A 26355-nucleotide genomic window follows, 5' to 3' on the forward strand; every position below is an offset into this window, starting at 1 on the left:
AAGCGCCACTTGACGGTGGTGGTCGCGACGGGGGGCTTTTCAAGCGAAGGCATCGGGCCTGTCTACCTGTCCACCGGCCATCGCACAATCTTTTCGGTTCGCCCCGGCCCTTTCTCGTTGCAAGCGGGGTGGTTGATCCGCCGCGCCCCCTCCCCTAGACGCTTGCCCAAACCCGCCTAATCTGAAGGATGCGCATATGGCGAAGATCAAGGTAAACACCCCCGTCGTGGAGATCGACGGCGACGAAATGACCCGGATCATCTGGGAATGGATTCGCGAGCGCCTGATCAAGCCGTATCTCGACATCGAACTGGCCTATTTCGATCTGTCGGTCCAGAATCGCGACGCGACCGCCGACCAGGTGACCATCGACAGCGCCCACGCCACGCAGAAGTACGGCGTCGCCATCAAGTGCGCGACCATCACCCCCGACGAGCAGCGCGTCGAGGAGTTCGGCCTGAAGAAGATGTGGAAGTCGCCCAACGGTACGATCCGCAACATCCTGGGCGGCGTGGTGTTCCGCGAGCCGATCGTCATCAAGAACGTTCCCCGCCTCGTCCCCGGCTGGACCCACCCGATCGTCGTCGGCCGTCATGCGTTCGGCGACCAGTATAAGGCGACCGATTTCAAGGTCCCCGGCAAGGGCAAGCTGACCCTGAAGTGGGAAGGCGAGAATGGCGAGTCGATCGAGGAGGAGGTGTTCAACTTCCCCGCCGCCGGCGTCGCCATGGGCATGTACAATCTCGACGAATCGATCCGCGACTTCGCGCGCGCCTCGATGAACTATGGCCTGAACCGCGGCTGGCCGGTCTATCTGTCGACCAAGAACACCATCCTGAAGGCCTATGACGGCCGCTTCAAGGACATCTTCCAGGAAGTGTTCGACACCGAGTTCGCCGATCAGTTCAAGGCGGCGGGCATCGAGTATCAGCACCGCCTGATCGACGACATGGTAGCCTCGGCGCTCAAGTGGCACGGCGAATTCGTCTGGGCCTGCAAGAACTATGACGGCGACGTCCAGTCGGACCAGGTCGCGCAGGGCTTCGGCTCGCTGGGCCTGATGACCTCGGTGCTGATGACCCCGGACGGCAAGACGATCGAGGCGGAAGCGGCGCACGGCACCGTCACCCGCCACTATCGCCAGCACCAGCAGGGCAAGGCGACGTCGACCAACCCGATCGCGTCGATCTTCGCCTGGACCGGCGGCCTCAAGTATCGCGGCAAGTTCGACGGCACCCCCGAGGTGACCCGCTTCGCCGAGACGCTGGAGAAGGTCTGCATCGAGACCGTCGAGAGCGGCAAGATGACCAAGGACCTCGCGCTGCTGATCGGCCCGGACCAGGCCTGGATGACGACCGAGCAGTTCTTCGAGGCGATCCGCGTCAATCTCGAGACCGCAATGGGCAGCTGGCAGTAAGCCGCCCACCTCTACGTAATGCTACGGAAAAGCCCGCCTCTGGCGGGCTTTTCTACTTGCAATGCCGGGCCTCGCATCGTCTCTAGGGGGCATGACCGAGCGAGCAAAACCCGCCACCGGCCATCGGCCTTTCTGTTCCTCCCTTCCCCGCCCCGCGAACGCACCTCGCCACCGGGACATCGCATGCTGAGCCTGTCCAATCACGGCTTCAGCGATACGCTGGTAATCCTCGGCGCCGCGGGCCTCGTCATTCCGGCTTTCGCGCGCTTCCGCATCAGCCCGGTGATCGGGTTCATCCTTGCCGGGCTGCTGGTCGGGCCGTTCGGGCTCGGCAGCCTGGTCGGCCAAGCGCCGTGGCTCTATTATCTGACCATCTCGGACGCGCATTCGATCGAGCCGTTTGCCGAGTTCGGCATCATCCTGCTGCTGTTCTCGATCGGGCTCGAACTCTCGTTCAAGCGTCTCTGGGCGATGCGCGCGCTGGTGTTCGGCACCGGTGCGGCGGAGCTGTTCGGATCGGGGCTGATCCTGGCCGCGCTGCTCTATCTCACCGGGCTGAGCACGGGCGGTGCGATCGGACTGGGTCTGGCGCTCGCACTTTCCTCCACGGCGCTGGTGATCCCGATCGCCGGCACGACCAGCCCCGTAGGCCGCGCTGCCTTCGCGATGCTGCTGTTCGAGGATCTCGCGCTGGTGCCGATCATCTTCGGCCTCGGGGCGATGGCGCCCAATCCGGATGGCGCAGGCGTCACCAAATTGCTGATGACGCTCGGCATCGGCGCGGCGACCGTCGCGGCGCTGTTCATCGGCGGCCGCATCGTGCTGCCGCGGATGTTCGCCCAGGCCGCGCGGACCAAAAGCCCAGAGCTCTTCCTCGCCGCCAGCCTGCTTGTGGTGATCGTTGCCAGCCTTGCCACCACCGCGGCGGGCCTGTCGCCGATCGTCGGTGCGCTGATCGCGGGCCTGCTGATCGCCGAGACCGAATATCACGGCGAAGTCGAAGCGATCACCGCGCCGTTCAAGGGCCTCGCACTCGGCGTGTTCCTGCTCACTGTGGGCATGCAACTCGACCTCGGCTTCGTCGCAGCCAACTGGGCGGCACTGCTACTCGCGAGCCTGCTGGTGATGGTGGTCAAGGTCGCGGTGACGACGCTGCTGCTGCGCTGGTCGGGCGCCCGCATGGGCACGGCGGCGGAAACCGGCGTGCTGATGGCGAGCCCGTCCGAGACCACGCTGATCGTGCTCGGCGTCGCAGGTGCCGCCGGCCTCATCGCGCCCGGCACCGCGGCCTTCTGGAGCGCGGTCACCGCGATCGGCCTCACCGCCACCCCGCTGCTCGCCAAGGCGGGCCGCGGCGCCGCGCGCAAGATCGAGGGCAAGAACGGCGCGCAGATCGCGGAAGAAGACCTCGCCCCCGTCGAGGGCGGCACCGTGGTGATCGGCTTCGGTCGCGTCGGTCGTACCGTCGCCGAGATGCTGCGCCGGCACGACAAGCCCTATGTCGCCGTCGACGCCGATATCGACAGCGTCGTGCGTGGCCGACGCGCCGGCTTCCACGTGCTGTTCGGTGATGTCACCCGCAACGAACTCGTCGATCAGCTCCAGCTCGGGCGCGCCAAGGCGCTGGTGCTGACGATGGATGATCCGGTGCTGACCGTGCGGCTGACCAAGCGGGTCCGCGGCTGGGTGCCGAGTCTGCCGATCATCGCCCGCGCGCGCGACGCCGCCCATGCTGCCGAGCTCTATCGCGCCGGGGCGACCGATGCCGTGCCGGAAGCAATGGAAAGCTCGCTGCAATTGTCCGAGGCGCTGCTGGTCGATCTCGGCCTCGGTGTCGGCCCGGTGATTGCATCGATCCACGAAAAGCGCGACGAGATGCGCCGCTCGATCAAGGAAGCCGCCGGGCTGCAGCGCGAACCGCGCCTCACCCGGTCGCGCCTTGGTGCGAGCACCGAACCAACCGAGGCCTGAACCCTGATGCTGCTTTCCCTCGCCCTCGCCCTGCTCGCCCCCGTGCAGGGCGAAGCCGTTCCCGATCCGCTCGCCCCGGCCAAGGCCGGGCGCATCCGCTGCATCGATCCCGATCGCAGCGCGCGTACCTGCGGCACGATCGTCCGCTACACGCTGCGCGGCGACGGCGCGTTCGACGCGCTGGTCACCGGCGTGGTCAACCGTGATCCGGTGATCGTGCTCGAGTATTCCACCTTCGGCCAGGTGCGCGACGGCATGGTGTGCAGCCGCGTCCGCCCCGCCGACTTCACCAGCGGGAAGCTGTCGAGCAACGGCACGGCGCTGAGCCCGGCCTTGGAGTCGAACACGCGCCTCAAGCTGATGGAGGCGCTCCAGCCGCTCGCCGGCCATGAGCGCTGCTACCGCGATGCCGGCGCGGGCGAACTGACCGTCAACGTCACCATCGACGGTCTGCTGCGCCCCGACATGAGCCAGACCGCGATCTGGGTGCTGCCCGAGGACGGCTACGCCCCCGGGCGCTGACCCTTTTGATCAGGCGGCGACGGCAGCCTCTGCCAGCGCCGCCTTCACCGCCGCAAGCGCATCGACGCCCTTGGCTCCGTCCGGACCGCCACCCTGCGCCATATCCGGACGGCCGCCGCCGCCCTGCCCGCCGAGCACCGCGACGGCGACCTTCACTAGGTCCACCGCGCTGACGCCGATACCGTCGGTCACGCCGACCGCGACCGACGCACGGCCCTCGTTCACCGCGACCAGCGCGACCACGCCGCTGCCGATCCGCGCCTTGGCCTCGTCGACCGCGCCGCGCAGGGCCTTGGCCTCCAGCCCGTCGAGCACCTGGCCGACGAAGTTGATGCCGTTCACCTGCTCCGGACCGGCCGGGGCAGCCCCTGCCCCGCCGCCGAGGGCCAGCGCCTTCTTGGCCTCGGCCAGCTCGCGCTCGAGCTTGCGGCGTTCCTCGACCAGCGCCGCGACACGCGCGGGCACGTCGTCGGGCGAGGTCTTGAGTGCCGCCGCTGCCTCGCGCAGCCGCTCGTCACGGCCGTTGAGCCACTGGCGCGCGCTCTCGCCGGTCAGCGCCTCGATACGGCGCACGCCCGAGGAGACGGCGCTTTCCGACACGATCTTGAAGATCGCGATGTCGCCCGTCGCATTGACGTGCGTACCACCGCACAGCTCGACCGAGTAGGACGCATCCTCGCCCAGCCCCATCGAGAGCACACGGACCTCGTCGCCATATTTCTCGCCGAACAGCGCCATCGCGCCCGCGGCAATCGCATCGTCCGGCGTCATCAGCCGCGTCTCGACCACGCCGTTGTGGCGGATCTGCGCGTTCACATCGGCTTCGACCTGCGCGATCTGCTCCGCCGTCAGCGCGGAGGGATGGGAGAAGTCGAAGCGCAGCCGCTCGGGCGCCACCAGGCTGCCCTTCTGGCTGACATGGGTGCCGAGCCGCTTGCGCAGCGCAGCGTGCAGCAGGTGGGTCGCCGAATGGTTGGCGCGGACCTGGTCGCGATGCTCGACATCGACCGAGAGGTGGACGGCATCGCCCACGGCAACCTCGCCGCTCTCGATCTTGGCATGGTGCGCATGGAGGCGGCCCAGCGGCTTCGACGTATCGTCGACAAGCGCGCGCAGCTTGTCGTTGCCGATCACGCCGACGTCGCCCATCTGGCCGCCGCTTTCGCCATAGAAGGGCGTCTGGTTGGTGAGGATGGTCACCGTGTCGCCGGCAACTGCCTTCTCGACCCGCGCACCGTCCTTCACCAGCGCAACCACCTGGCCTTCGCCCTCGGTGCTGACATAGCCGGTGAACTCGGTGCCGCCGAGCTCGTCGGCGAGGTCGTACCACAGCTCTTCCGAGGCCTTCTCGCCCGAGCCCTTCCAGGCCGCGCGGGCGGCGCGCTTCTGCTCGGCCATCGCCGCGTCGAAACCGGCGCGATCGACGCCGATCTCCTGCACGCGCAGCGCGTCCTCGGTCAGATCATAGGGGAAGCCGAAGGTGTCGTAGAGCTTGAACGCGGTCGCACCCGGCAGCGTGTCGCCGGCCTTGAGCCCCTGCGTTGCCTCGTCGAGCAGGCGCAGGCCGTTGGCGAGCGTCTGGCGGAAGCGGGTTTCCTCCTGGAGCAGCGTCGCCTCGATCAGCGGCTGCGCGCGGACCAGCTCGGGATAAGCCGCGCCCATCTCGGCGACCAGCGACGGCACCAGCCGGTGCATCAGCGGATCCTTGGCACCGAGCAGATGCGCATGGCGCATCGCGCGGCGCATGATGCGGCGGAGCACATAGCCGCGGCCCTCGTTCGCCGGCAGCACGCCGTCCGCGACGAGGAAGCCCGACGAGCGCAGGTGATCGGCGATCACGCGGTGGCTGGCGACCTGCTCGCCGGTCGCCGAGGTGCCGGTCAGCGCCGCCGACTGGTCGATCAGCGCCTTGAACGTGTCGATATCGTAATTGTTGTGGACGCCCTGGAGCACGGCGGCGATGCGCTCCAGCCCCATACCGGTGTCGATGCTCGGCCGCGGCAGGTCGCCGATAATCTCGTCATTTTCCTGCACGAACTGCATGAAGACGAGGTTCCAGATCTCGACGAAGCGGTCGCCATCTTCCTCGGGCGAGCCCGGGGGGCCGCCATAGATATGCTCGCCGTGATCGTAGAAGATTTCCGAGCAGGGGCCGCACGGACCGTCCGAGCCCATCGCCCAGAAATTGTCCTTGGTCGGGATGCGGATGATCCTGTGATCGGGCAGCCCGGCGATCTTCTTCCAAAGGTCGAACGCCTGGTCGTCGGTGTGGTACACCGTGACGGTCAGCTTCTCGGCCGGAATGCCCCATTCCTTGGTGAGGAGCGTCCAGGCATGGGTGATCGCCTGCTCCTTGAAATAGTCGCCGAACGAGAAATTGCCGAGCATCTCGAAGAAAGTGTGGTGCCGGGCGGTATAGCCGACATTGTCGAGGTCGTTATGCTTGCCGCCCGCGCGCACGCACTTCTGGCTGCTGGTCGCGGTGCTGTAGGGGCGCGATTCCAGGCCGGTGAACACGTTCTTGAACGGCACCATGCCCGCGTTCACGAACATCAGCGTGGGATCGTTGTGCGGCACCAGCGGCGCGCTGGGGACGCGGGCATGGCCCTGGCCCTCGAAATAGTCGAGAAACGAGCGGCGGATATCATTGGTCGACGTCATGAGGCCGACTTAGGGGCGCGCGCGCGTTCGCTCAAGCGAAACACGTCGATCATGCTGATCGTTCCGCATTCGCATTGGCCAGGCCCGCGCGCGGCGCGGTTCAGCCCATCGGCTGGTCGATCGAGACCGGTGGGGTCGAGAACCATTTCGGCCCGCCCTCCGTCACATGGAAGCAATCCTCCAGCCGCACGCCGAAACTGCCGGGAATGTAGATGCCGGGCTCGTTCGAGAAGCACATGCCTGGCGCCAGCGGCGTCTTCTCGCCACGCACCAGATTGACCGGCTCGTGCCCGTCGAGCCCGATGCCATGCCCGGTGCGGTGCGACAGGCCGGGCAGCTTGTAGTCCGGCCCATAGCCGAGCGACGCGTAATAGGCGCGCACCGCATCGTCGACGCTGCCCGCCGGCGCGCCGAGCTTTGCGGCGGCGAACGCCACCTGCTGGCCTTTGGCGACCGCATTCCACACCTTGCGCTGCTCGGCGCTTGGCGTTCCATGGACGAAGGTGCGCGACACGTCGGACTGATAGCCCATCACGTTGCAGCCGCAGTCCATCAGTACGATCGCGCCGTCGCTCACCGGCGAGGGCGTCTTGGTGCCGTGCGGATAGGCAGCCCCCTCACCGACCAGCACCATGCTGAACTCGGGTTCGCCGCCCAGCTTGCGCGTCGCCGCATCCATCAGCGCCGAGACGTCGCGCTGGCGCATGCCCTTGTCCACCCGTGCATAGACAAAGCGATAGGCCGCGATGGTGATATCGGTTGCGAGCTGCATCAGCGCCAGCTCGGCCGGGCTCTTGATCATCCGGCAGCCGCGCACCACCGGATTGGCCGAGGTGACCCGCAGCCCGTTCTTCTGCAGCCCGTCGACCGCGAAGAAGCGCACCGTCTCCTCGATGCCCACCGGCTGCCCCGCCAGCTTGCGATCCTTGAGGAAGCCGGCGACCACCTTGAGCGGATCCTCGTCCTCCTGCCACACCCGCACCTCGGCAGGAATCGCCAGCGTCTCGCGGGTGCGCGGCTCCTCGAAGAAGGGCGTGACGATGCAAGGCTCGCCTTCCGCCGGCAGGATGGCCGCGGTCAGCCGCTCGCTCCGGCCCCAGCGGATGCCGGTGAAATAGACCAGACTCGCGCCGGGCTCGATCAGCACCGCACCGATGCCGTTCGCCTGCATCAGCGACTGCGCTTTCGCCAGCCGCGCGCGCCGCTCCTCGGTGCCGATCGGGCGGGCGTTGCCGGTCATGTCCTGGAGCTGGGTAAGGTCGGGCTCGGCCGCGCGGACGATCGACGGCATGCCCAGCAATGGCAGCGCTGCCATGCCCCCGATCAGGTTCCGCCGCGTCGTTGCCCAAGCCGTCATGTCACGCCCTCGCCCTTGTGTCGTCGTTCGCGTAGGACGAAGCGGGACCGAACGGCAAGGATTTCGCGCCGCGATCGGAGGAATGGATATCAAACGGGTTGTCGCCATCGCGCCGATGCTGCTGCTGACGGGGCCCGTGCTGATGCCGAAAGTGCCGCGACCGTCTACGCCGCCGGCCCCCGGTTGGTGCGCCTCCCCGCAGTCGGCAGCGCCCTTGCCGATCCCGCAGAGCGGTGCCGGATCGCGGCCCCGGGCTTGACCCGGGCGCAACAATCCCCTTCCCTCCCGCGACGATTCTACAGGGAGCATGTGTGGGTAAACGACTAACCTGGTTCATCCTGGCGGCGCTGCTGCTGGGCGGGCTGATCGGCTGGGGGCTGAACCTCGGCTATGGGGGTACGGCGGCGGGCAAGGCGACGCTCGAGTCGATCGCCTATGGCCTCGACATCCCCACCCAGATGTTCCTGCATCTTATCAAGATGATCATCGCGCCGCTGGTTGTCTCGACGCTCGTCGTCGGCATCGCGCATATGGGGGGCGGCGGTGCGATCGGGCGTGTCGGCCTGAAGGCGTTCTTCTGGTTCGTCTGCGCGAGCCTCGTCTCCCTCACCCTCGGCCTGCTGCTGGTCAACCTGCTCCAGCCGGGCACCGGGCTGCACTTGCCGCTGCCGCCCGCCAATGCCTCGAGCGGGGTGGACCGCTCGGCCTTCGATGCAGCCAAGTTCTTCACCCATATCGTGCCGACCAGCGCCATCGAGGCGATGGCGAGCAACGACATTCTCCAGCTGGTGATCTTCTCGCTGTTCTTCGGCGTCGGCATGGCGGCGGTGGGCGACAAGGCCAAGCCGCTGCTGCGTGGTCTGGAAGCGCTCGTCTCGGTGATGCTGACGGTCACCGGCTATGTGATGCTGTTCGCGCCGGTCGCGGTGTTCTGCGCCGTGGCCCGCACGCTCGCCACCAAGGGGCTGGGCGTGGTCGGCGATCTCGCCTTCTTCATGGGCAGCTTCTATATCGGGCTGGCGGCGCTCTGGGCGGTGCTGCTCGGCGCCTGTTTCCTGGTGATCGGGCCGCGCACGGGACTGCTGTTCCGCTATCTGCGCGATCCGATCCTGCTCGGCTTCTCGACCGCTTCGTCCGAGGCCGCCTATCCTCGCACGCTCGATGCGCTCGACCGGTTCGGCGTGCCGCCGCGCATCGCCAGCTTCGTGCTGCCGCTCGGCTATTCGTTCAACCTCGACGGCTCGATGATGTACATGACCTTCGCGTCGATCTTCATCGCCCAGGCATACGGCATCCACCTCGACTGGGCGACGATGATCCAGATGCTGCTGATCCTGATGGTCACCAGCAAGGGCATTGCCGGCGTGCCGCGCGCCAGCCTGGTGGTGATCACCGGCACGCTGGCCCATTTCAACATCCCCGAGGCGGGCGTGCTGCTGATCCTGGCGGTCGACCACTTCCTCGACATGGGCCGCACCGCGACCAACGTCGTCGGCAATGCCGTCGCCGCCGCGGTAGTGGCGCGCTGGGAAGGCAAGCTCGACGATCCGGACGAGGCCGAGCCCGCGGTGCGGCCGCTTCCCGCCGGGGGGCCGCACGATGCCAGCAAGTTCGAGGATTATGCCGGGAGCTGAACGCTCCCGGCGACATCACGCATAGGCATAGGGCCCGCCCGCCTTCAGCGCACGCTGATAGGCGGGGCGGGCGTGGATCTTCTCCAGGAAGGCCGCGATGTGCGGGCGGCCATCCAGGATACCGGCGCGCTTGACTGCGGCTTCCATGGGAAAGCTCATCATAACATCGGCCGCGGTGAAGCTGTCGCCGGCGAACCATGGCCGCTGCGCCAGCTCGGCTTCGACATAGTCGAAATGCACCTCGGCCATCGGCCGGAACTTCTTGAGGCCCATCTTGCCAAAAATCGGCACGCGGGCGAGCACCAGCATCACCAGTAGCGGCGGCATCAGCGAGCCTTCGGCGTAATGGAGAAAATGGCGGTAGCGGAGCGCATCCTCGCGGTTCGCGGGTGCGCCGAGCTTTCCCTCGGCCTTGTCGACCAGATATTGCAAGATCGCGCCGGTTTCGGCGACGACCGTGCCGTTGTCCTCGATTACCGGCGACTTGCCGAGCGGGTGGACTTTCTTGAGCTCGGGCGGGGCGAGCATCGTCGCCTTGTTCCGCTCGTAGCGCTTGACCTCATAGGGCAGCCCGAGCTCCTCGAGCAGCCAGAGCACGCGCTGCGAACGCGAATTTTCGAGATGATGGACGATGATCGTCAAGTCGGCCCCTCCGGTCGGCGCGGCGTTCGCCGTCGCTGTCTGCACACGCCTGCAGCTTGCGCGACGGCGAAGCGCCGCGCAAGCTGTCGTGGTGCCGGTCAGGCGAGCGTGCGGACCTTGGGCTCGCGGTCCCAATAGCGCTGCTTGGCGGCCTTGACGAAGCCGGCCAGATCGGTGACGCCCTCGTCGGGCTCCACGCCCGCCTTGTCGAGCAGCGGCTGGGCGGCGGCGTTGGCGCCGATCGCCTTGAGGTGGCCGAACGCGTCCATCACCCACTGCACCGCGGCGCCTTCCTTGACGAGCTTGGCGGCGGCCTCGTCGGAGAGGATCACCGCGCAGGCGTCCACCGTGACCGAGGGCTGGCCGAACAGCTGGGCGTCGGCAGCGATCTTCGACCCGTCCGAGAGCGGTACCTTGCCCACCTTGGGCGCGATCGTCATCGCATTGCCGCCCGCCGCCCTGATCGCGTCCTTCAGCGCGGCGAGCTCGCCCGCATCGGTGCCATCGGCGATAAGGATGCCGACGGTCTTGCCCTCCAGCGTGTGCACCTCGCGCGGACCGCGGATGATCCGCAACGCCGGCGACGGCTCCATGTCGAGCACTGGGGCCGCCGTGGGCGCTGCCTCGGGCAGGTCCATGGCGAGGCCATCGGCGACGCGCTGCGCCAGCGTCTCGTCGACATTGCGCAGGTTCGCCATCATCTGGGTGCGGATATGCTCGAGGCTGACCTTGGACAACTCGAACACCAGCGCCGAGGCGATATGGGCCTGCTCGACGGGGTCCATCGAGCGGAAGAACAGCCGCGCCTGGCTGTAATGGTCGGCGAAGCTCTCGGGGCGGATGCGGAGCTTTTGGCCCTGCTCTTCCGCCGGGAAGGTATTGTAGCCCTTTTCCGGATCCTCGCGCGCGCCGCCTTCCTCGCCCGCCTTGGCGAGGCTGTTGGGCTCGTAATTGGCACGGCCCTTGGGCACCGCCATCTGCATATGGCCGTCGCGCTGCTGGTTCATGAAGGGGCAGCCCGCCGCTTCGGCGCGCCCCTTGGCGGCGTTGATCGGCAGCTGGTGGAAATTGACCGAGCCGAGGCGCGACAGCTGGGTGTCGGTATAGCTGAACAGCCGGCCCTGGAGCAGCGGATCGTTGCTGAAGCCGATGCCGGGGACGACATGGCTGGGCACGAACGCCGCCTGTTCGGTTTCGGCGAAGAAATTGTCGGGATAGCGATCGAGCACCATTCGGCCGACGATGCGTACCGGCAGCACTTCCTCGGGGATCAGCTTGGTCGCATCGAGCACGTCATAGGGCTGCGCGTTGGCGAATTCCTCGTCGAACAGCTGTACGCCCAGCTCCCATTCCGGATAGTCGCCCCGCTGGATCCGCTCGAACAGGTCGCGGCGCTGGAAATCGGGGTCGGCACCGGCGATCTTCACCGTCTCGTCCCAGATCGTCGAGGCGAGGCCGGCCTTGGGCTTCCAGTGGAACTTGACGAAGGTGCTTTTTCCTTCCGCATTGATGAAGCGGAAGGTGTGGATGCCGAAGCCCTCCATCGTGGCGAAGCTGCGCGGCAGCGTGCGGTCCGACATCGCCCACATCACCATGTGCGTCGATTCGGGCATCAGGCTGATGAAGTCCCAGAAAGTATCGTGCGCGGTCGCCGCTTGGGGATAGCCGCGATCGGCTTCCATCTTGGCGGCGTGGATCAGGTCGGGGAACTTGATCGCGTCCTGGATGAAGAAGACGGGGATGTTGTTGCCGACCAGATCCCAATTGCCCTCGCGGGTGTAGAACTTGACCGCAAAGCCGCGCACGTCGCGCGGGGTGTCGACTGACCCTGCGCCGCCGGCGACCGTGGAGAAGCGGACGAACACCTCGGTGCGCTGGCCCTTTTTCTGGAACAGGTCGGCCACGGTGACGTCGGCCAGGCTGTCGGTGCATTCGAAATAGCCGTGCGCGGCCGAGCCGCGGGCGTGGACGATGCGCTCCGGGATGCGCTCGTGATCGAAATGGTTCATCTTCTCGCGGAAGATTTCGTCCTCGATCAGCACCGGGCCGCGCGCGCCCGCCTTTAGCTGGTTTTGATTATCGCTGATGGGCGTGCCGTGGTTGGTAGTGAGCACCGGGTGCTCGGCATCGGTCACCTGATGGGTTTCGCCCCCGGCGGGGGCGTTGCGGCTGTTATGATCGGTCATGGGGAATCCTCGCAAACGTGCGAAGACTGAACGAGCCGTGGATCAGGCAGTTGCGCTAGGTTTGTGATCTATGTCGATTTCGGTCGCGGCGGAGGCGCCAGCCGCCGCAACGGCGATCAGCACCCGGAGCGCCGGTTCGTCGCCGGAAGCGACTGCGCCCAGGCAGACATAGCGACCGCGCCGCCCCTCGCCCCGCAGCAATCCCGCCGGATCGGGCAACGCGGCGCCTTCTGCGAAGTGCAGCAGCAGGTTGGGCGGATCGACGACCAGTCGCAATACCGCCGTGCTAGCGCCGGAGGTCGTGTAGAGGAGCGTTTGCCCAATCCCGCGGGCCGCATCCCGCTCTACCGCCTCGGGCCATGCCGATCGCAGCAAGGCCCGGGCAGCAGCGAGGCGGACGGTAAGGTCCATAGGGGACGCGGCATCGCACGTCCCCGCAGGCTCCGCCGCCTTGGAAGTTACCCGATCAAATATCGTCGTCGGGCTCCGGGCCGGCCATCAGGCCCTCGGCAACCTGCTCGGTACGCCCGCGGATCGCGGCTTCCAGCCGGTTGCAGACCTCCGGGTTCTCGCGCAGGAAATTCTTCGAATTCTCACGACCCTGACCGATGCGGATGCTGTCATAGCTGAACCAGGCGCCCGACTTCTCGACCAGCCCGGCCTTCACGCCGAGATCGAGGATCTCGCCGATCTTCGAGATGCCCTCGCCGTACATGATGTCGAATTCGACCTGCTTGAACGGCGGCGCCACCTTGTTCTTCACCACCTTGACGCGCGTCGCGTTGCCGATGATTTCGTCGCGGTCCTTGATCTGCCCGGTGCGGCGGATATCGAGGCGGACCGAGGCGTAGAATTTCAGCGCGTTGCCGCCCGTCGTCGTCTCCGGGTTGCCGTACATCACGCCGATCTTCATGCGAAGCTGGTTGATGAAGATCACCATGCAGCGTGAGCGGCTGATCGAGCCGGTGAGCTTGCGCAGGCTCTGCGACATCAGGCGCGCCTGGAGACCGACATGGCTGTCGCCCATCTCGCCTTCGATTTCGGCGCGCGGCACCAGGGCCGCGACCGAGTCGACCACCAGCACGTCGATCGCGTTCGAGCGGACCAGCGTATCGGTGATTTCCAGCGCCTGCTCGCCGGTATCGGGCTGCGAGACGATCAGTTCGTCGATATTGACGCCCAGCTTCTTGGCATAGACCGGGTCGAGCGCGTGTTCTGCGTCGACGAACGCGGCCACGCCGCCATTCTTCTGCGCCTCGGCGATCACGTGCAGCGCCAGTGTCGTCTTGCCCGAGCTTTCCGGACCATAGACTTCGATCACGCGGCCGCGCGGCAGACCGCCGACGCCGAGCGCGATGTCGAGCCCCAGCGAGCCGGTGGAGATCGCCTCGACCTGCATCGTCTCCTTGGAGCCCAGCCGCATGGCCGAGCCCTTGCCGAAGGCGCGGTCGATCTGCGCGAGGGCGGCGTCGAGCGCCTTCTGCTTGTCCGTGGGATTGGCCATATTGCCGTCGATCACCTTGAGAGATGCTGCCATTGGGAAGCCCCGTCGCTAGAGGGTTTGCACGCCACGTTCAACTGTGTTGGAAATTATGTATCACTTTTGTTCCGTGAGAACAAGAGCGGAACACACGCGAAAATTTGCAGCGGTGCGTCGGGCTGGCTAGCGATGCAGGATGACCATGATCGTCGGCCATGTATCGGCCCTTTCGCGCTTTCCGGTGAAGTCCATGGCGGGCGAGAGCCTGTCGGTTGCGGAGGTCGACTGGCAGGGCATTGAGGGCGACCGTCAGTACGCGTTCGTACGCGCGGCAAACGGCACGCGCTTTCCGTGGCTTACCGCGCGCGAAGTCCCGGGCATGGTTCTCCACCGCGCCCGCTTTGCCGATCCAGCCGCGCCGAAGATGAGCGCAATTGATATCGAGGTACCCGATGGCGGTATCCGCTCGCTGCACGATGCCGGCCTGCACGCCCATCTCGCCGAGGCGGCGCGCGAACCGGTGTCGTTGATCCAGGTGGCGCGCGGCGTCTACGATTCCATGCCGATCTCGCTCCAGACCAGCGCCGGGCACCGCGCGCTGGAGACCGCGCATGGTGGCCGTATCGATCCGCGCCGCTTCCGCATCAACGTGACGATTGAAAGCGAGCTGCTGCCCGAGCATTGGCAGGGCCTGCGCCTCGCCTTTGGCGACCCGAGCGAGGACGGCGCGATCGTGCAGTGCGCCGATCCGATCCAGCGCTGCGTGCTGGTCACGATCGACCCGGACACCGGCGCCAAGGACCCGACGATCCTGCGTACCGTCGCCCAGCGCTTCGTCGCCTGCTACGGGCTCTACTCAGCGCCGGCGCGGCCGGGACTGATCCGCGTCGGCGATCCGGTGCGCATCCTCGCCTGAAGCGGAGGGGCCGGAGCCCCTCCCCCAGCCGTTACTTCCCCGCCTTGCCCGTCCACTGGTCCATCCAGCCGAGCACCTCGGCATACCATTGCAGCGAGTTCTTCGGCTTGAGCACCCAGTGGTTCTCATCCGGGAAGACGAGCAGCTTGGACGGGATCTCGCGGCGCTGGAGCGCGGTGAAGGCGGCCAGTCCCTGCGTATAAGGAATGCGGAAATCCTTCTCGCTGGTGATCACCAACTGCGGGGTCTTCCACGCGCTGACGTAATTGATCGGGTTCCAGCGCTCGAACGCGGAGGGGTCCTCGAAATAGGCCTTGCCGCCATGTTCCCACTCGTCGAACCACAGCTCCTCGGTCTCGTACGCCATGGCGCGGGCGTCGAACACGCCGTCATGCTGGACGATGCACTTGAAGCGATCGGGCCACTGGCCCTCGATCCAGTTCATCATATAGCCGCCATAGGAGGCGCCGAGCGCGCAGGCCTTGTCGCCGTCGAGGAAGGCGAAGCGATCGGTCGCGGCGCGCAGGCCCTTCTTCAGGTCCTCGAGCGGTCCGCCGCCCCAATTGTTGCGGATCGCATCGGTGAAGGCCTGGCCGTACCCGGTCGATCCGTGGAAATCGACCGCGACCACGGCATAGCCCGCGCCCGCGAACACCGCCGGGTTCCAGCGATAGGACCAGCTATTGCCCATGCTGCCCTGCGGCCCGCCATGGACGATGAACGCGATCGGCGCCTTCGCCCCCGCCGCCAGCCCGGCCGGCTTGGCGACATAGCCCCAGACGGTGTCGCCATTGGCGCCGTTGAAGCTGTAGCGGGTCACCTCGGGCATCGAAATGCCGGCCAGCTTCTCGGCGTTCACCGCCGTCAGCCGCGTGCTCTTCTTGCCCTTGAGCCAGTAGAAATCGTCGGGCGCGGTGAGGCTGTTCATCGCATAGACGAGCCCGCCCCTGGTCGGCACCACCGCCGAGACGCTGCCCTTCTCGGTCAACCGCTCGACCTTGCCCGCCAGCGATACGGCGAAGACCGGCTCTTCCTGCACGTCCTGTGCGGTGACGTAGATCGTCTTCGAATCCGCCCCCCAGGCGATCGAGGCGACCGAGCGATCCCACCCGGCGGTCAGCGCGCGGACGTCGCCGGTGGCTAGGTTGCGAAGCATCAGCACCTGGCGATCGGCCTCATAGCCCGGTCGCGCCATCGCGAACCAGGCGAGCCACTTCCCGTCGGGCGACGGCGTCGGGAGATTGTCCATGCCGCCATTGCCCTTGGTGAGGTTCACCGGCGCCGACGAGCCATCCGCGGGTGCGGCGAAGATGTCGAGATTGGTCGAGAGCGATTCGATCCGCCCGGCCTCGCGCAGCGCGAAATAGACGGTCTTGCCATCGGCACTCCAGGCGACTTCCTCGCCGCCGCCCGAGGGCTTGGAGGGCGTGTCGCCGATCAGTCCGCCCTCGATCGCGACGCCGTCGCCGGTCGCGCCCTGCGGACCAAAGGGCAGCACGAACAGCTGCGAACGGGTGCCGTCCGCCCATGTGTCCCAATGGCGCACGAATAGCTGCTGGTAGACGCGGCCTGACCCGGCGTTCGGATCCTTCTTTTCCATCGCCGGGGTGATCGTCGGAGCACCCGGCTTGCGATCGGCCCAGACGAGCAGCTTGGAGGCGTCCGGCGAGACCTTAAAGCCGCTGAAGCCGCCCTGGATATGGGTCAGCTGGGTCGGCGTGCCGCCGGTGATCGAGACCGACCACACCGCGTCCTCGCCGCCCTTGTCCGACTGGAACCACACGGTCTTGCCATCGGCGGAGAATTGCGGGGCGGTTTCGTTGACCAGCGGCTCGGCGACCAGCTTCTCGGGCTTGGCACCCTTGACGGTCAGGTCGAGCCGCCACAGGTCGTAGCGGCCCTTGTTGGTGGCAAGGTCGGTCTCGCGCTGCTGCCAGACGAGCCAGTGCCCGTCAGGCGACACGGCGGGCGCGCCCACGCGGGAGAGGCCGACGACGTCCTGGATGGTGAGGTCACGCGCCGAGACAGGCGCAGCGATGGCGGCGAGCGCGACGCTCGCGACGAGGAACTGCTTCATGGCGGCACGATAGCCGGAAGGTAACGCCGGATACAATGTCCGGACGCGCGGCTCAGCGGCTGCCGGTGATCCGGGCGATCTCGCGCGCGACGATCTGCTCGACGAGCTGCGGCAGATTCTGGTCCAGCCAGTCGCGCAGCATCGGCTTGAGCATCTCGCGCACTAGACCCTCGAGCGTGTCCGATCCCGGCACCTGCGGCTTGACGATCAGCCGCGACAGCGCCTCCAGCTTCTCGCGGCTGGCCTCAGCCACGCGATCGGAAAGGATCGGGTCGACCGGAGCTGCGACCGGCCCGGGCGCTTCCGCAATCGGCTCGTGCAGCTCGAGCACATCCTCGTGCGGAGGATCGACCAGCGCTTCCTCCTGCGCAGGCTCGACCTCGGGTTCATGAACCGCCCGCAACGGGCGACCGCGGGCGAACGCGCCGGGTTCGTCATCGGCGATGATCCGTTTGATCGATGCGAGGATTTCCTCCATCGACGGCTCGCTGCTGGCAGTCCCCATCGCGTCCATCCTGGCGTTCGAGTGCGAACCCCCTCAATCAGGGATTGGGGCGGTCGCTGTCAACCGGACGCTGGAGCGTCGGGTCAAGCGGCGCGCCAATCACTTCGGCGCCCTGCGCCGGTGTGCTGCGGGTGCTGGTGGCCACCGGCTGGGGCGCCTTGTCGTCGCGCCAGTCGTTGATACGATTGCGCACCCGAGTGTAATTCACCGCCGGATCGTAGAGCAACCGGCTGTCGAAGTTCAGGTCCTTGGCCTGCGCGCGCCCCATTGCGGCAAGCAGGCTGAACCCGGCGACATAGGCGTCGCGCTCGGCCGTGACATACTGGACCTGCGCGTTGAGCAGTTCCTGCTCGGCGTTAAGGATGTCCAGAATGGTCCGGGTACCGACGCTGTTCTCGGCACGCACGCCCTCCAGGCTGAGCTGGTTGGCCTGCACCGCCGTGCGTGACGATTCGATCACCCGCAGCGCCGCCTGATAGCTGGCATAGGCCGAGCGTGCCTGGGCAATCACGCCGCGTTCGGTGAGCGTCACGGTCTCAATCGCGGCGCCTTCGCGTGCTTGCGCCTGGCGGACCTGCGCCGCCGGACGGCCGCCCTGGAACAGCGGCAGAGAAACCTGCACCCCGACGGTGGCGGTGGTCGCCGTGGGGGTGAGGCCGGAGCGCCGGCCGATGTCGCCCACGGAACCGAGATAGTTGAGGTAGGTGCCGCCCGCGCCGAGGCTCACCTGCGGCAGGCGCCCCGCCTTCGCGACGCGGGTGTCATAGCGCGACGCGTCGCGGGCGAGCTGCGCGGCTTCGAGGAACGGATTGTTGGCGAGTGCCACCTGCTCGGCGGTCTGCACGTCCTGCGGCATATTGGGCAGCGCCGGCGGCGGCGCAAGCACGCCCGGCGGCGTGCCGACGACCTGAATATAGGTCTCGCGGCTGCCGATCAGCTGGGCCTCGGCGCTGCGCAGCTGCGACTGGGCAAGCGCAAGGCGCGCCTCCGACTGGGCGACGTCGGTGCGGGTGAGGTCACCTACCTGGAAACGGTCGCGGGTGGCCTGCAGGTTGACCTCGAGAACGTGAACGTTTTCCTGGTTGAGGCGGACGATCGATTCGTCGCGAATGACGTTGAGATAAGCGGTTACCGTCTGAGTAAAGATGTCCGCCTCGGTGCCACGCAGATTCGCGCGGCCGGCATTCACCCGAACCTCGGCGGCACGCACCGAGTTGCGGATGCTGCCGCCACTGTAGATCGGCTGCGACAGGTTGAGCCCCACCTGCGCTTGGCGCGACGGCGTCAGCGCGGTTGCATTGGTGTTGTATAGGCTGTCGTTCGCTGCGCCGTTGGCGCTGAGGCCGGGCAGCCCCTGCGATCGCGCGATCGGAACATTCTCGTCGTTGGCGCGCTGGTTCGCGCGCTGCGCCTGGATGTCGGGATTGGTTGCGTAAGCTTGAGCCAGCGCATCCTGCAGCGTCGTCGTCGGCGCAGCCGTCTTGGCGCCGGGAGCCGGCACGTCCTGACGGCCGCTCGGCGCGGTCTGGGCGAACGCAGGCGCCCCGAGGGAAACGAGGCTCACACCAATGAGCAAAATGTTCAGTCGCATGAGCCCCGCTTTTAAGGTTAAAAGGTAAATTTTCTCGGCTTTTCGAAGCCCGGCAGCGTTGCCACTTCGATGTCCAGGAAGTCCGCCAGACCGAAGCCCCCCTCGGTACGGCGGCCGAGCGCCAGCCGCGTCACGCCGCGGTCGATCACGCCCGTCACGATGCGGCCGCCGACCTTGACCTGGTCGACGATCGACTGCGGCAGTTCCTCGACGGCACCGTCGATCACGATCAGGTCGTACGGCGCGCGCGCGGCCCAGCCGGCGTTGAGCGGGCCCTGGACCAGCTCGACATTCGCAGCACCGGCGAGCCCGCCGCGCGCGATCGCGACCAGCGCCGGCTCTTCCTCGAGCGCCACGACTGAGGAGACCAGCGACGAGAGCAGCGCCGCGGCATATCCACCGGCCGCGCCGACCAGCAGGACTTGGTCGCTCGGCTGCAGCTCCGCTTCGGTCAGCAGCCGGCCGGTCGCCAGCGGCGAATCGTGGCGGCGGCCATTGCCGAGCGGCAGCAGCGTGTCGCGATAGGCGAGTGCGCGCTGCTCCGGCGGCAGGAACACTTCGCGGGGGACTTGCGACATCGCCGTCACCACGCGAGGATCGTTCACTGCGTTGGTACGCAGCTGGCTCGCCACCATGGCGTGGCGCATCGCTTCGAAACGGGGCGCTTCGAGGGGCGCAGGGTCGACCATAAGGGCCATCATCACTCCGCTTGTCGCACAACCGTATTAGTTGTGCAATACACTTGTTGCTGTCCCGAGGCTTCTATCGCGGAGTACGGGGCTCGCCAAGCGAGTGCGACGTTATTTTGAAACTCTGTTGACAGAGACCCACCCGCGGAGGCATTGGCCCCGCCTCACCTCCGGATGGCCCGATGGCGGAATGGTGACGCAGCGGACTGCAAATCCGTATATGCCGGTTCGATTCCGGCTCGGGCCTCCACCGGCGCCAGGCGCGCGCTTCTCCACTTCGCAGATACGAAAAGGGCGCCCGCTGCCCCGTGCAGCGGACGCCCTTTCGTTTCTGTCGGCCGGGATCAGCGGCCGTTGCGGCAGTCGCCACCATCGACCGCGCGGCCGGCCAGGGCGCCGGCACCCGCGCCGATGATCATGCCGGTGCCACTGCGGCGATAGGAACTGCCGCGACCGATCTCGCCGCCCAGCAGGCCACCGGCGATCGCACCGAGGATCGTGCCCGCAGTGCCGTCGCTGCAGCGCTGGCGATAATTGCGGCCGCGATAGGCGTAGCGCGGACGGTCGTCGCGATAGTCGCGGTAGTCGCGATAATCACGGGCATCGCGGTAGCCGTCACGATAGTCGCGATCGTAGTGATTGTAGCCATCGCGATAGCCCCAGTCCTGAGCGGCCGCCGGGGTCGCGGCGATCGAACCGGTCATCAGCGTGGCAGCCATGGTGGCGCCGATCAGAAACTTCTTCATCTCGTATCTCCTCGCGGCGGCAGCCTGTGCCGCCGTCTGAAGCCTGATTCGCACAAACACGCTGTTCGCATCCTGAATGCGCTCGTTAGCTCATGTTCAGCTAATCCATTGACCCGGATCGGGACGCCGCGCGCTTCACATGCGCGCGGAACCATGACACCTGGGAAACGTTCTTTCTGCCTATTGGAGGGAACCTTCCGCATGTACGATTTCGGCATCCGCCGCGCGCTGACCGGCTATCGCATGGCCTACCGCCCGCACGAGACCAACCCCTGCCCCGGCTGCGGCCAGTCGCACTGGATGGTCGGGCGGACGACGGCCGAGTGCGCGTTCTGCGGCACTGCCCTGCCGCTGCACCATGGCGCGGTCGGCGGCAGCGCGCTCCACGCCCGCCCCGCCCATCCGCCGCTGGCGGCCTGAGCGATGACCAGCGTTTCGAACACCTCGCCGATCGAGCGAATCGCCCGCGTCATCGCCGCCGAGATGCTGAGCCCTAATGCCGAGGGTGCCGGCGAGCTCGGCCGTCCGGTGAGCGAGATCGTCGACACGATCTGGCCGCGCGAGACCGATCGGGCGCTGGCGGTACTCCGCACGCTGCGCGAGCCCACCGCGACGATGATCGAGGCGGGGCGCGCCGCCGGCGACGATCCCGCCCGCATCTGGAGCGCGATGGTCAACGCCGCGATCGCCGAGGCTTCCGCGCTGGCCGATTAAGGCGGGTTTGTCGCCGCGCTTTTGTTCGCTATGCGCAGCCCATGCATGACGCTCCGCTGACGCTCTACAACTCGCTTTCCCGTTCGCTCGAGCCGTTCCAGCCGCTCGACCCCGCCAGGGGCGTGCGCGTCTATTCGTGCGGGCCGACGGTCTACAACTACGCCCATCTCGGAAACTTGCGCGCCTATGTGTTCACCGACACGCTGAGCCGGGTGCTGCGCTGGAAGGGCTATCCGCTCACCCACATCATCAACATCACCGATGTCGGCCATCTCACCTCGGACGCCGATGCCGGCGACGACAAGATGGAAGCGGCCGCGCGCGCCCAGGCGATGAGCATCTGGGATATCGCCGCGCACTATACCGCCGCGTTCAAGCAGAACATCCGCGATCTCAATATCGCCGAGCCGAGCAAATGGTCGGTCGCCACCGATCATATCCAGCAGATGATCGCCTTCGCCGAGAAGATTGCGCCGGAGCATTGCTACGAGCTCGAGTCGGGTCTGTATTTCGACGTGACGACGGTGCCCGATTATGGCCGGCTGGCCGGTGCCGCAGACGATGCCGCCGAGAGCCGGATCGATCCGGTGGACGGCAAACGCCACCCGCAGGACTTCGCGATCTGGCGCAAGTCGCCGCCGGCCGAGCAGCGGCAGATGGAATGGGATTCGCCCTGGGGCAAGGGCGCGCCGGGCTGGCACCTCGAATGCTCGGTGATGAGCATCCAGTATCTCGGCGCGCCGTTCGACATCCATACCGGCGGCATCGACCACCGCGAGATCCACCACCCCAACGAGATCGCGCAGAACCAGGCCTATTGCGGCTGCGGCGATACCGGCGCGCATTTCTGGATGCACAACAACTTCCTGGTCGACCGCAGCGGCAAGATGTCCAAGTCCAAGGGCGGGTTCACCACGCTCCAGTCGCTGATCGACGCGGGCGTGCATCCCCTCGCCTATCGCCTACTGTGCCTCCAGGCGCAGTATCGCAGCGAGCTGGAATTCTCGGCCGAGAACCTCGCTGCAGCACTCACCCGGCTGAAGCGGCTGGTGATGACGGTCACCGCACTCCGGGCGCGCGCCGAGGGCGAAGGCAGCGCGCCGGCGGCGTGGCTGGAGAAGCTCGACGAAGCCGTGTCGGACGACCTCAACACGCCCAAGGCGCTGCCGGTGCTCGACGAGATGCTGGCCGACAAGCGCATCACGCCAGCGGACCGGCTGGCCGCGCTCGCCGAGTTCGACAAGGTGCTCGGCCTGCGGCTTTCCGAGCTGACCCGCGAGGAACTGCGCGTGCAGCCCAAGGGCGCGACGATCACTCCCGAGGCGATCGCCGACCTGCTGGTCGAGCGCAAGCAGGCCCGCGAAGTGAAGGACTTCCAGCGCTCCGACCGCATCCGCGACGATCTCGTAGCGGCGGGGATCGAGGTGATGGACGGCGATCCGCTCGCCTGGGACTGGAAGCCGGCGCTGTAGGCACACCCGTTTCCTCCCCCGCCAGGGGGAGGTGGCGCCGCAGGCGACGGAGGGGGAGGAAGCACGACGGGCGAGAGGTTCTGGCATCCTCCCCCTCCGACCCGCTGGCGCGGGCCACCTCCCCCTGGCGGGGGAGGATATGGCTGGTTCGCAAATCGCCTCTTGCCATCCCGCGCCAACCTCCCCCACAAAACGCGACGTTTTTTCGGGGGAAGCAATGCGCGGGCAAGTGTTGGGCGTGGATCGGTCGAGCGGCGAAGGCCAGATTTCGGGGGAGGACGGCAGCCGCTATGTCTTCACCCAGGAAGACTGGAGCGACAGCCGCCACCCCGCCGTCGGCGCGAAGGTCGATTTCGACGTCGACGGCAGGCGTGCCCGCCGTATCTTCCGCCTGCTCGAGGGCGGCGACCTCCCGGCGCCTTTGGGCGAGCCGCGCAGCAAGATCGTCGCTGCGGTGCTTGCCCTGTTCCTGGGCACGCTCGGCATTCACCGTTTCTATCTCGGCCGTACGGGCTCGGGTGTGGTGATGCTGATCCTCACCTGCACCATCGTCGGGGCGCTGATCACCGGCGTCTGGGCGTTCGTCGACGCGATCCGCTATCTGCTAATGAGCGATACCGAGTTCGCCCAGCGCTATCCGCGCCGCTGATCAGGCGGCGAGGAATTCGGGCACCAGCCTCCAGACCTGCTCCAGTTGTTCGCGCGTGATGCTGTAGGGCGGCATCACGTACACGGTGTTGCCCAGTGGGCGCAGCAGCACGCCGCGATCTCGGGCGAAGGCCATGAGGCGCGGGGCGATAGCGGAGAGATAACCATTCTCCGGCTGCTCTACCTCCAGCGCGGCGATGGTGCCCACACGACGGTGGCCAATCAGGTCGGGAATCCCGGCTAGACCGTCCAGCGCCGCCTGCTGCCAGTCGCCCAGTTGGGCGATCCGCTCCAGCACCGGCTCGTCGCGCCAGATGGCGAGGTTCGCCACGGCGGCGGCGCAGGCGATCGGGTTGGCGGTGTAGCTGGACGAGTGGAAGAACATGCGTGCCCGATCCTCCGACCAGTGCGCCTCAAAGATCGGCGCGGTCGCCAGCGTCACTGCCAGCGGGATCGCGCCACCGGTGATGCCCTTGGACAGGCACAGGATGTCGGGTACTACGCCCGCCTGTTCGCAGGCGGTGAGCGTGCCGGTGCGGCCCCAGCCGGTCATCACTTCATCGGCGATGAAGAGGACGTCGTGGCGCGCACAGATGGCGCGCATCTCGGCGAGCAGCGCGGGGGTGTAGAAGAGCATCCCCCCGGCCCCCAGCACCAGCGGCTCGACGATGAAGGCGGCGGCCCCGGCGCGGCATTCGGCCTCCAGCGCGTCGAGCGTCGCCTGCTCGGCACCCGCGCTGGGGAACGGGATGGTGCCGACGTCGAACAGCAGTGGCTGGTAGGGCCGGTTGAACACACCGCGCGCGCCGACCGACATGCCGCCGATCGTGTCGCCATGATAGCTGTGCTCGAGCACCAGAATGCGGCTGCGATTCTCGCTGCGATTGTGCCAGTAGCCTAGCGCCATCTTGAGCGCGACTTCCACCGCGGTGGAGCCGCTGTCGCTGAAAAACACATGCTCCAGCGCCTCCGGCAGGATGTCCCGTAGCCCGGCGGCGAGCATCTCGGCGGGTTCATGCGTCCAGCCGGCGAAGATGATCTGGTCGAGCTTTCCCGCCTGTTCGGCGATCGCGGCCATGATCCGCGGGTTGCAATGGCCGTGCGTCGTCACCCACCAGGAGGAGATCGCATCGATGAAGCTGCGGCCGTCGGCGGTATGGATCACCGCGTCCTGCGCGTGGCTGACCATCGGGATCGGCTCGCTCAGGCCATGCTGGGTGAAAGGATGCCAGACCGACGACATCAGGCGAAGTCCGCCACGTCGAAGGCTTCGGCAAAAGCTTCCACCAGCGATTCGTGCGTTAGATCGGCCAGCATCGGCAGGCGACCGAGGCGCTTGACCTTGCCGATCGCAGCGATGGTCGCCTCGCTGTCCTCGACCGAATCGCCGACAAAGGCAATGCCGTGGATCGGCACGCCGCGCGCCCGCAGCGCTTCGATCGAGAGCAGGCTGTGGTTGATCGTGCCGAGCGTAGTGCGTGCAACCAGCACCACCGGCTTGCCCCAGCGGGCGAAGACATCGGCGTAGAGGATCTCGCGCGTCACCGGCACCAGCGCGCCGCCTGCGCCTTCCACCACCAGCGGCCTGTCGACACTCGGCAGCGCGAGGCGATCGAGGTCGATCGTCACGCCGTCGATCTCGGCGGCCAGATGCGGCGAGCAGGGGGTGACCAGGCGATAGGCCTCGGGGAGAATGTGCCCGATCGGCAGCCCGGACAGGGCTGCGGTGCGCTCACTGTCGCTGCCGTCGTCGAGGCCGCTCTGGATCGGCTTCCAGTAGCGGGCGCCGAGCGCGCCGGCGAGGGCTGCGGCGAACACGGTCTTGCCGATGCCGGTGTCGGTGCCGGTAATGATAAAGGTCTGGGTCATGCTGCGATGGTTTCGGTTGCGGGGAGTAAAGTCGCGAGCCGGTCCGCGAGGGCGCCGATCTGGCCGGGCGACACGTTGTTGGTGATCGAGATGCGCAGGCGCGAGGTGCCTGTGGGGACAGTGGGCGGCCGGATGCCGCGCACGTCGAAGCCGCTCTCCTGCAGCGCCCCCGCCAACGCCATGGTGCGCACGTCGTCGCCGAGGATCAGCGGCAGGATCTGGGTGTCGCCCGCCAATACGCCGAGCGAGGCCAGCGCCGTGCGGGCCGCAGCGATCCGGCCCGACAGCGCCGATCGCAAAGCGTCGCCCTCCGCCACGATGCGCAGCGCCGCGCGTACCGCAGCCGCCATCAGGGGCGACGGCGCGGTCGAGAAGATGAAGGCGCGGCCCCGGTTGACGAGAAAGTCGCGCACCACGGCCGGCCCGGTAACGAGCGCGCCCTCGCAGCCCAGCGCCTTGCCGCAGGTGTGCAGCGTGATCAGGTTGGCGGTCGGCAAGCCATAGGCGAGGCCCTGCCCCTGTGGGCCGTAGACGCCGGTCGCATGCGCCTCGTCGACGAGCAGGATCGCCTCCTCGGTCGCGGCCAGCGCCGACAGCGCGGCGAGCGGCGCGACGTCGCCGTCCATGCTGTAGAGGCTTTCGACCGCGATCCACACGCGCCCCGCCCCGCCTGCACGACGCCAGGCAGCGATCGCCTCGGCGAAGGCGGGAACGTCGTTATGCGGAGCCTGCCGGGTTTCTGCGCGCCCAAGCCGCATGCCCTCATGCGCGCTGGCATGGACGAGTTCGTCGAACAGCACGAGATCGCCGCGCTGGGGCAAGGTCGCGAGCAGCGCCGCATTGGCCGCGTAGCCGCTGGAAAAATACAGCGCCGACTCGCGTCCGAAGAACGCCGCCGCCTCGGCTTCCAGTGCCTCGTGCTCGGGATGGTTGCCGCGCAGCAGCCGCGAGCCGCCCGAACCGATCGGCACCCCGCGCGCCAGCGCCGCTGCCACCGCGTCGCGCAGTGCCGGAGAGTCGGAAAGGCCGAGATAATCGTTGGACGCGAAGTCCGCGCCCTCGCGGGCGATCAGCCTGCGCCCGCGGCCGCGGGCCGCCAGATCGGCAAGGTCGCGCGTCTGTGCTTCGAATGCATGCATCGCGGCGCGGCTACACCCCGCTGCGCGCGGGTGCAATCGATCCGCTTACCTTTACCCCGCGGGGGTAAGAAAATGCTTGCACAGTTTTACCCCGGCCGGGTAAGGGGCCTGAATGACGA

The 26355-nt window shown here is 67.3% G+C and carries 23 protein-coding genes and 1 tRNA gene; 10 read left to right on the forward strand and 14 right to left on the reverse strand.

Translation table 11 applies throughout. The features are described 5' to 3' along the window. Positions 1–196 precede the first annotated feature (196 nt). From QZ670_RS09455 to QZ670_RS09465, 3 genes are all read left to right on the forward strand, one after another. Entirely contained in the window at positions 197–1417 is a 1221-nt protein-coding gene (locus QZ670_RS09455; protein WP_294254314.1) for an NADP-dependent isocitrate dehydrogenase, read from the forward strand. 183 nt (positions 1418–1600) lie between these two features. Beyond that, positions 1601–3388, forward strand: coding sequence for a cation:proton antiporter (locus tag QZ670_RS09460; protein WP_294254316.1), 1788 nt, complete (start codon positions 1601–1603; stop codon positions 3386–3388). Positions 3389–3394: 6 nt separating this feature from the next. Continuing rightward, positions 3395–3910 carry a hypothetical protein gene (locus tag QZ670_RS09465; protein WP_294254318.1) on the forward strand — a complete coding sequence of 172 codons (516 nt, stop codon included), beginning with the start codon at positions 3395–3397 and terminating at the stop codon, positions 3908–3910. 9 nt (positions 3911–3919) lie between these two features. On the opposite strand, the gene alaS is transcribed toward QZ670_RS09465, so the two are convergent. Both alaS and QZ670_RS09475 read right to left on the reverse strand, forming a co-directional pair. After that, positions 3920–6571 carry an alanine--tRNA ligase gene (alaS, locus tag QZ670_RS09470; protein WP_294254320.1) on the reverse strand — a complete coding sequence of 884 codons (2652 nt, stop codon included), beginning with the start codon at positions 6569–6571 and terminating at the stop codon, positions 3920–3922. A 100-nt stretch (positions 6572–6671) separates the two neighbouring features. Then, on the reverse strand, positions 6672–7886 hold the full coding sequence (locus QZ670_RS09475; protein WP_294254771.1) for a Xaa-Pro peptidase family protein: 1215 nt from the start codon (positions 7884–7886) through the stop codon (positions 6672–6674). A 353-nt stretch (positions 7887–8239) separates the two neighbouring features. Here QZ670_RS09475 and QZ670_RS09480 point away from each other — a divergent pair, with 353 nt between their 5' ends. Then, positions 8240–9562 (forward strand): dicarboxylate/amino acid:cation symporter, encoded by a 1323-nt coding sequence (locus QZ670_RS09480; RefSeq protein WP_294254322.1) that lies wholly within the window; start codon positions 8240–8242, stop codon positions 9560–9562. A 15-nt stretch (positions 9563–9577) separates the two neighbouring features. Here the strand turns inward: QZ670_RS09480 and QZ670_RS09485 are convergent, their stop codons facing one another. From QZ670_RS09485 to recA, 4 genes are all read right to left on the reverse strand, one after another. Further along, the gene (locus QZ670_RS09485) at positions 9578–10204 is read right to left on the reverse strand and encodes a glutathione S-transferase (RefSeq protein WP_294254774.1); all 627 of its coding nucleotides are present in this window, start codon (positions 10202–10204) and stop codon (positions 9578–9580) included. Between the two features lie 98 nt (positions 10205–10302). Then, on the reverse strand, positions 10303–12390 hold the full coding sequence (locus QZ670_RS09490) for a catalase (protein WP_294254323.1): 2088 nt from the start codon (positions 12388–12390) through the stop codon (positions 10303–10305). 42 nt (positions 12391–12432) lie between these two features. Next, complete coding sequence (locus tag QZ670_RS09495; protein WP_294254325.1) at positions 12433–12666, reverse strand: hypothetical protein; 234 nt, start codon at positions 12664–12666, stop codon at positions 12433–12435. A gap of 190 nt (positions 12667–12856) precedes the next feature. Further along, entirely contained in the window at positions 12857–13927 is a 1071-nt protein-coding gene (gene recA, locus QZ670_RS09500) for a recombinase RecA (RefSeq protein ID WP_064312673.1), read from the reverse strand. Positions 13928–14066: 139 nt separating this feature from the next. Between recA and QZ670_RS09505 the strand changes: the two genes are divergently transcribed. Then, entirely contained in the window at positions 14067–14786 is a 720-nt protein-coding gene (locus QZ670_RS09505; RefSeq protein WP_294254331.1) for an MOSC N-terminal beta barrel domain-containing protein, read from the forward strand. Between the two features lie 31 nt (positions 14787–14817). Here QZ670_RS09505 and QZ670_RS09510 read toward each other — a convergent pair whose 3' ends face one another. The 4 genes from QZ670_RS09510 to QZ670_RS09525 are packed head-to-tail and all read right to left on the reverse strand — an operon-like array spanning position 14818 to position 19660. Then, positions 14818–16863, reverse strand: coding sequence for a S9 family peptidase (locus tag QZ670_RS09510; RefSeq protein ID WP_294254332.1), 2046 nt, complete (start codon positions 16861–16863; stop codon positions 14818–14820). Positions 16864–16915: 52 nt separating this feature from the next. After that, positions 16916–17368 carry a DUF2497 domain-containing protein gene (locus tag QZ670_RS09515; RefSeq protein ID WP_294254334.1) on the reverse strand — a complete coding sequence of 151 codons (453 nt, stop codon included), beginning with the start codon at positions 17366–17368 and terminating at the stop codon, positions 16916–16918. A gap of 37 nt (positions 17369–17405) precedes the next feature. Then, positions 17406–18959: a TolC family outer membrane protein gene (locus tag QZ670_RS09520; RefSeq protein ID WP_294254335.1), complete on the reverse strand. Its 1554-nt coding sequence runs from the start codon at positions 18957–18959 to the stop codon at positions 17406–17408. A 17-nt stretch (positions 18960–18976) separates the two neighbouring features. Continuing rightward, positions 18977–19660: a protein-L-isoaspartate O-methyltransferase gene (locus QZ670_RS09525; protein ID WP_294254337.1), complete on the reverse strand. Its 684-nt coding sequence runs from the start codon at positions 19658–19660 to the stop codon at positions 18977–18979. A 164-nt stretch (positions 19661–19824) separates the two neighbouring features. Between QZ670_RS09525 and QZ670_RS09530 the strand changes: the two genes are divergently transcribed. Then, positions 19825–19898, forward strand: a tRNA-Cys gene (locus QZ670_RS09530). A gap of 94 nt (positions 19899–19992) precedes the next feature. Here QZ670_RS09530 and QZ670_RS09535 read toward each other — a convergent pair. Continuing rightward, positions 19993–20394: a glycine zipper 2TM domain-containing protein gene (locus QZ670_RS09535; protein WP_294254339.1), complete on the reverse strand. Its 402-nt coding sequence runs from the start codon at positions 20392–20394 to the stop codon at positions 19993–19995. Positions 20395–20595: 201 nt separating this feature from the next. Here QZ670_RS09535 and QZ670_RS09540 point away from each other — a divergent pair, with 201 nt between their 5' ends. From QZ670_RS09540 to QZ670_RS09555, 4 genes are all read left to right on the forward strand, one after another. Beyond that, a complete protein-coding gene (locus tag QZ670_RS09540) occupies positions 20596–20814 on the forward strand; it encodes a hypothetical protein (RefSeq protein ID WP_294254341.1) in 219 nt (72 codons plus the stop codon). A gap of 3 nt (positions 20815–20817) precedes the next feature. Further along, positions 20818–21108 (forward strand): hypothetical protein, encoded by a 291-nt coding sequence (locus QZ670_RS09545; protein ID WP_141985380.1) that lies wholly within the window; start codon positions 20818–20820, stop codon positions 21106–21108. Between the two features lie 41 nt (positions 21109–21149). Continuing rightward, on the forward strand, positions 21150–22580 hold the full coding sequence (gene cysS / locus QZ670_RS09550) for a cysteine--tRNA ligase (RefSeq protein ID WP_294254344.1): 1431 nt from the start codon (positions 21150–21152) through the stop codon (positions 22578–22580). A 238-nt stretch (positions 22581–22818) separates the two neighbouring features. Beyond that, complete coding sequence (locus tag QZ670_RS09555) at positions 22819–23229, forward strand: TM2 domain-containing protein (protein WP_294254345.1); 411 nt, start codon at positions 22819–22821, stop codon at positions 23227–23229. On the opposite strand, the gene QZ670_RS09560 is transcribed toward QZ670_RS09555, so the two are convergent. From QZ670_RS09560 to QZ670_RS09570, 3 genes are read right to left on the reverse strand one after another with little or no spacing between them, the layout of a single operon-like run. After that, positions 23230–24471, reverse strand: a complete 1242-nt coding sequence (locus QZ670_RS09560; protein ID WP_294254348.1) for an adenosylmethionine--8-amino-7-oxononanoate transaminase — start codon at positions 24469–24471, stop codon at positions 23230–23232. Then, the gene (gene bioD / locus QZ670_RS09565) at positions 24471–25097 is read right to left on the reverse strand and encodes a dethiobiotin synthase (RefSeq protein WP_294254349.1); all 627 of its coding nucleotides are present in this window, start codon (positions 25095–25097) and stop codon (positions 24471–24473) included. The genes QZ670_RS09560 and bioD overlap by 1 nt, the downstream gene beginning before the upstream one ends. After that, positions 25094–26236: an 8-amino-7-oxononanoate synthase gene (locus QZ670_RS09570; RefSeq protein WP_294254351.1), complete on the reverse strand. Its 1143-nt coding sequence runs from the start codon at positions 26234–26236 to the stop codon at positions 25094–25096. The genes bioD and QZ670_RS09570 overlap by 4 nt, the downstream gene beginning before the upstream one ends. Positions 26237–26355 lie beyond the last annotated feature (119 nt).

It is taken from the genome of uncultured Sphingomonas sp. (assembly GCF_913774285.1).
GTDB lineage: Bacteria > Pseudomonadota > Alphaproteobacteria > Sphingomonadales > Sphingomonadaceae > Sphingomonas.

What these genes read in the sequence shown, in the direction of transcription:
- QZ670_RS09465 (WP_294254318.1), top strand. Translation starts at nt 3,395, where the DNA reads ATGCTGCTTTCCCTCGCCCTCGCCCTGCTCGCCCCCGTGCAGGGCGAA.
- QZ670_RS09545 (WP_141985380.1), top strand. Translation starts at nt 20,818, where the DNA reads ATGACCAGCGTTTCGAACACCTCGCCGATCGAGCGAATCGCCCGCGTC.
- QZ670_RS09515 (WP_294254334.1), bottom strand. Translation starts at nt 17,368, where the DNA reads ATGGGGACTGCCAGCAGCGAGCCGTCGATGGAGGAAATCCTCGCATCG.
- QZ670_RS09535 (WP_294254339.1), bottom strand. Translation starts at nt 20,394, where the DNA reads ATGAAGAAGTTTCTGATCGGCGCCACCATGGCTGCCACGCTGATGACC.
- QZ670_RS09570 (WP_294254351.1), bottom strand. Translation starts at nt 26,236, where the DNA reads ATGCATGCATTCGAAGCACAGACGCGCGACCTTGCCGATCTGGCGGCC.
- bioD (WP_294254349.1), bottom strand. Translation starts at nt 25,097, where the DNA reads ATGACCCAGACCTTTATCATTACCGGCACCGACACCGGCATCGGCAAG.
- QZ670_RS09510 (WP_294254332.1), bottom strand. Translation starts at nt 16,863, where the DNA reads ATGAAGCAGTTCCTCGTCGCGAGCGTCGCGCTCGCCGCCATCGCTGCG.
- QZ670_RS09475 (WP_294254771.1), bottom strand. Translation starts at nt 7,886, where the DNA reads ATGGCAGCGCTGCCATTGCTGGGCATGCCGTCGATCGTCCGCGCGGCC.
- QZ670_RS09525 (WP_294254337.1), bottom strand. Translation starts at nt 19,660, where the DNA reads ATGATGGCCCTTATGGTCGACCCTGCGCCCCTCGAAGCGCCCCGTTTC.
- recA (WP_064312673.1), bottom strand. Translation starts at nt 13,927, where the DNA reads ATGGCAGCATCTCTCAAGGTGATCGACGGCAATATGGCCAATCCCACG.
- QZ670_RS09490 (WP_294254323.1), bottom strand. Translation starts at nt 12,390, where the DNA reads ATGACCGATCATAACAGCCGCAACGCCCCCGCCGGGGGCGAAACCCAT.
- QZ670_RS09540 (WP_294254341.1), top strand. Translation starts at nt 20,596, where the DNA reads ATGTACGATTTCGGCATCCGCCGCGCGCTGACCGGCTATCGCATGGCC.
- QZ670_RS09520 (WP_294254335.1), bottom strand. Translation starts at nt 18,959, where the DNA reads ATGCGACTGAACATTTTGCTCATTGGTGTGAGCCTCGTTTCCCTCGGG.
- QZ670_RS09455 (WP_294254314.1), top strand. Translation starts at nt 197, where the DNA reads ATGGCGAAGATCAAGGTAAACACCCCCGTCGTGGAGATCGACGGCGAC.
- QZ670_RS09560 (WP_294254348.1), bottom strand. Translation starts at nt 24,471, where the DNA reads ATGTCGTCGGTCTGGCATCCTTTCACCCAGCATGGCCTGAGCGAGCCG.
- QZ670_RS09460 (WP_294254316.1), top strand. Translation starts at nt 1,601, where the DNA reads ATGCTGAGCCTGTCCAATCACGGCTTCAGCGATACGCTGGTAATCCTC.
- cysS (WP_294254344.1), top strand. Translation starts at nt 21,150, where the DNA reads ATGCATGACGCTCCGCTGACGCTCTACAACTCGCTTTCCCGTTCGCTC.
- QZ670_RS09505 (WP_294254331.1), top strand. Translation starts at nt 14,067, where the DNA reads ATGACCATGATCGTCGGCCATGTATCGGCCCTTTCGCGCTTTCCGGTG.
- alaS (WP_294254320.1), bottom strand. Translation starts at nt 6,571, where the DNA reads ATGACGTCGACCAATGATATCCGCCGCTCGTTTCTCGACTATTTCGAG.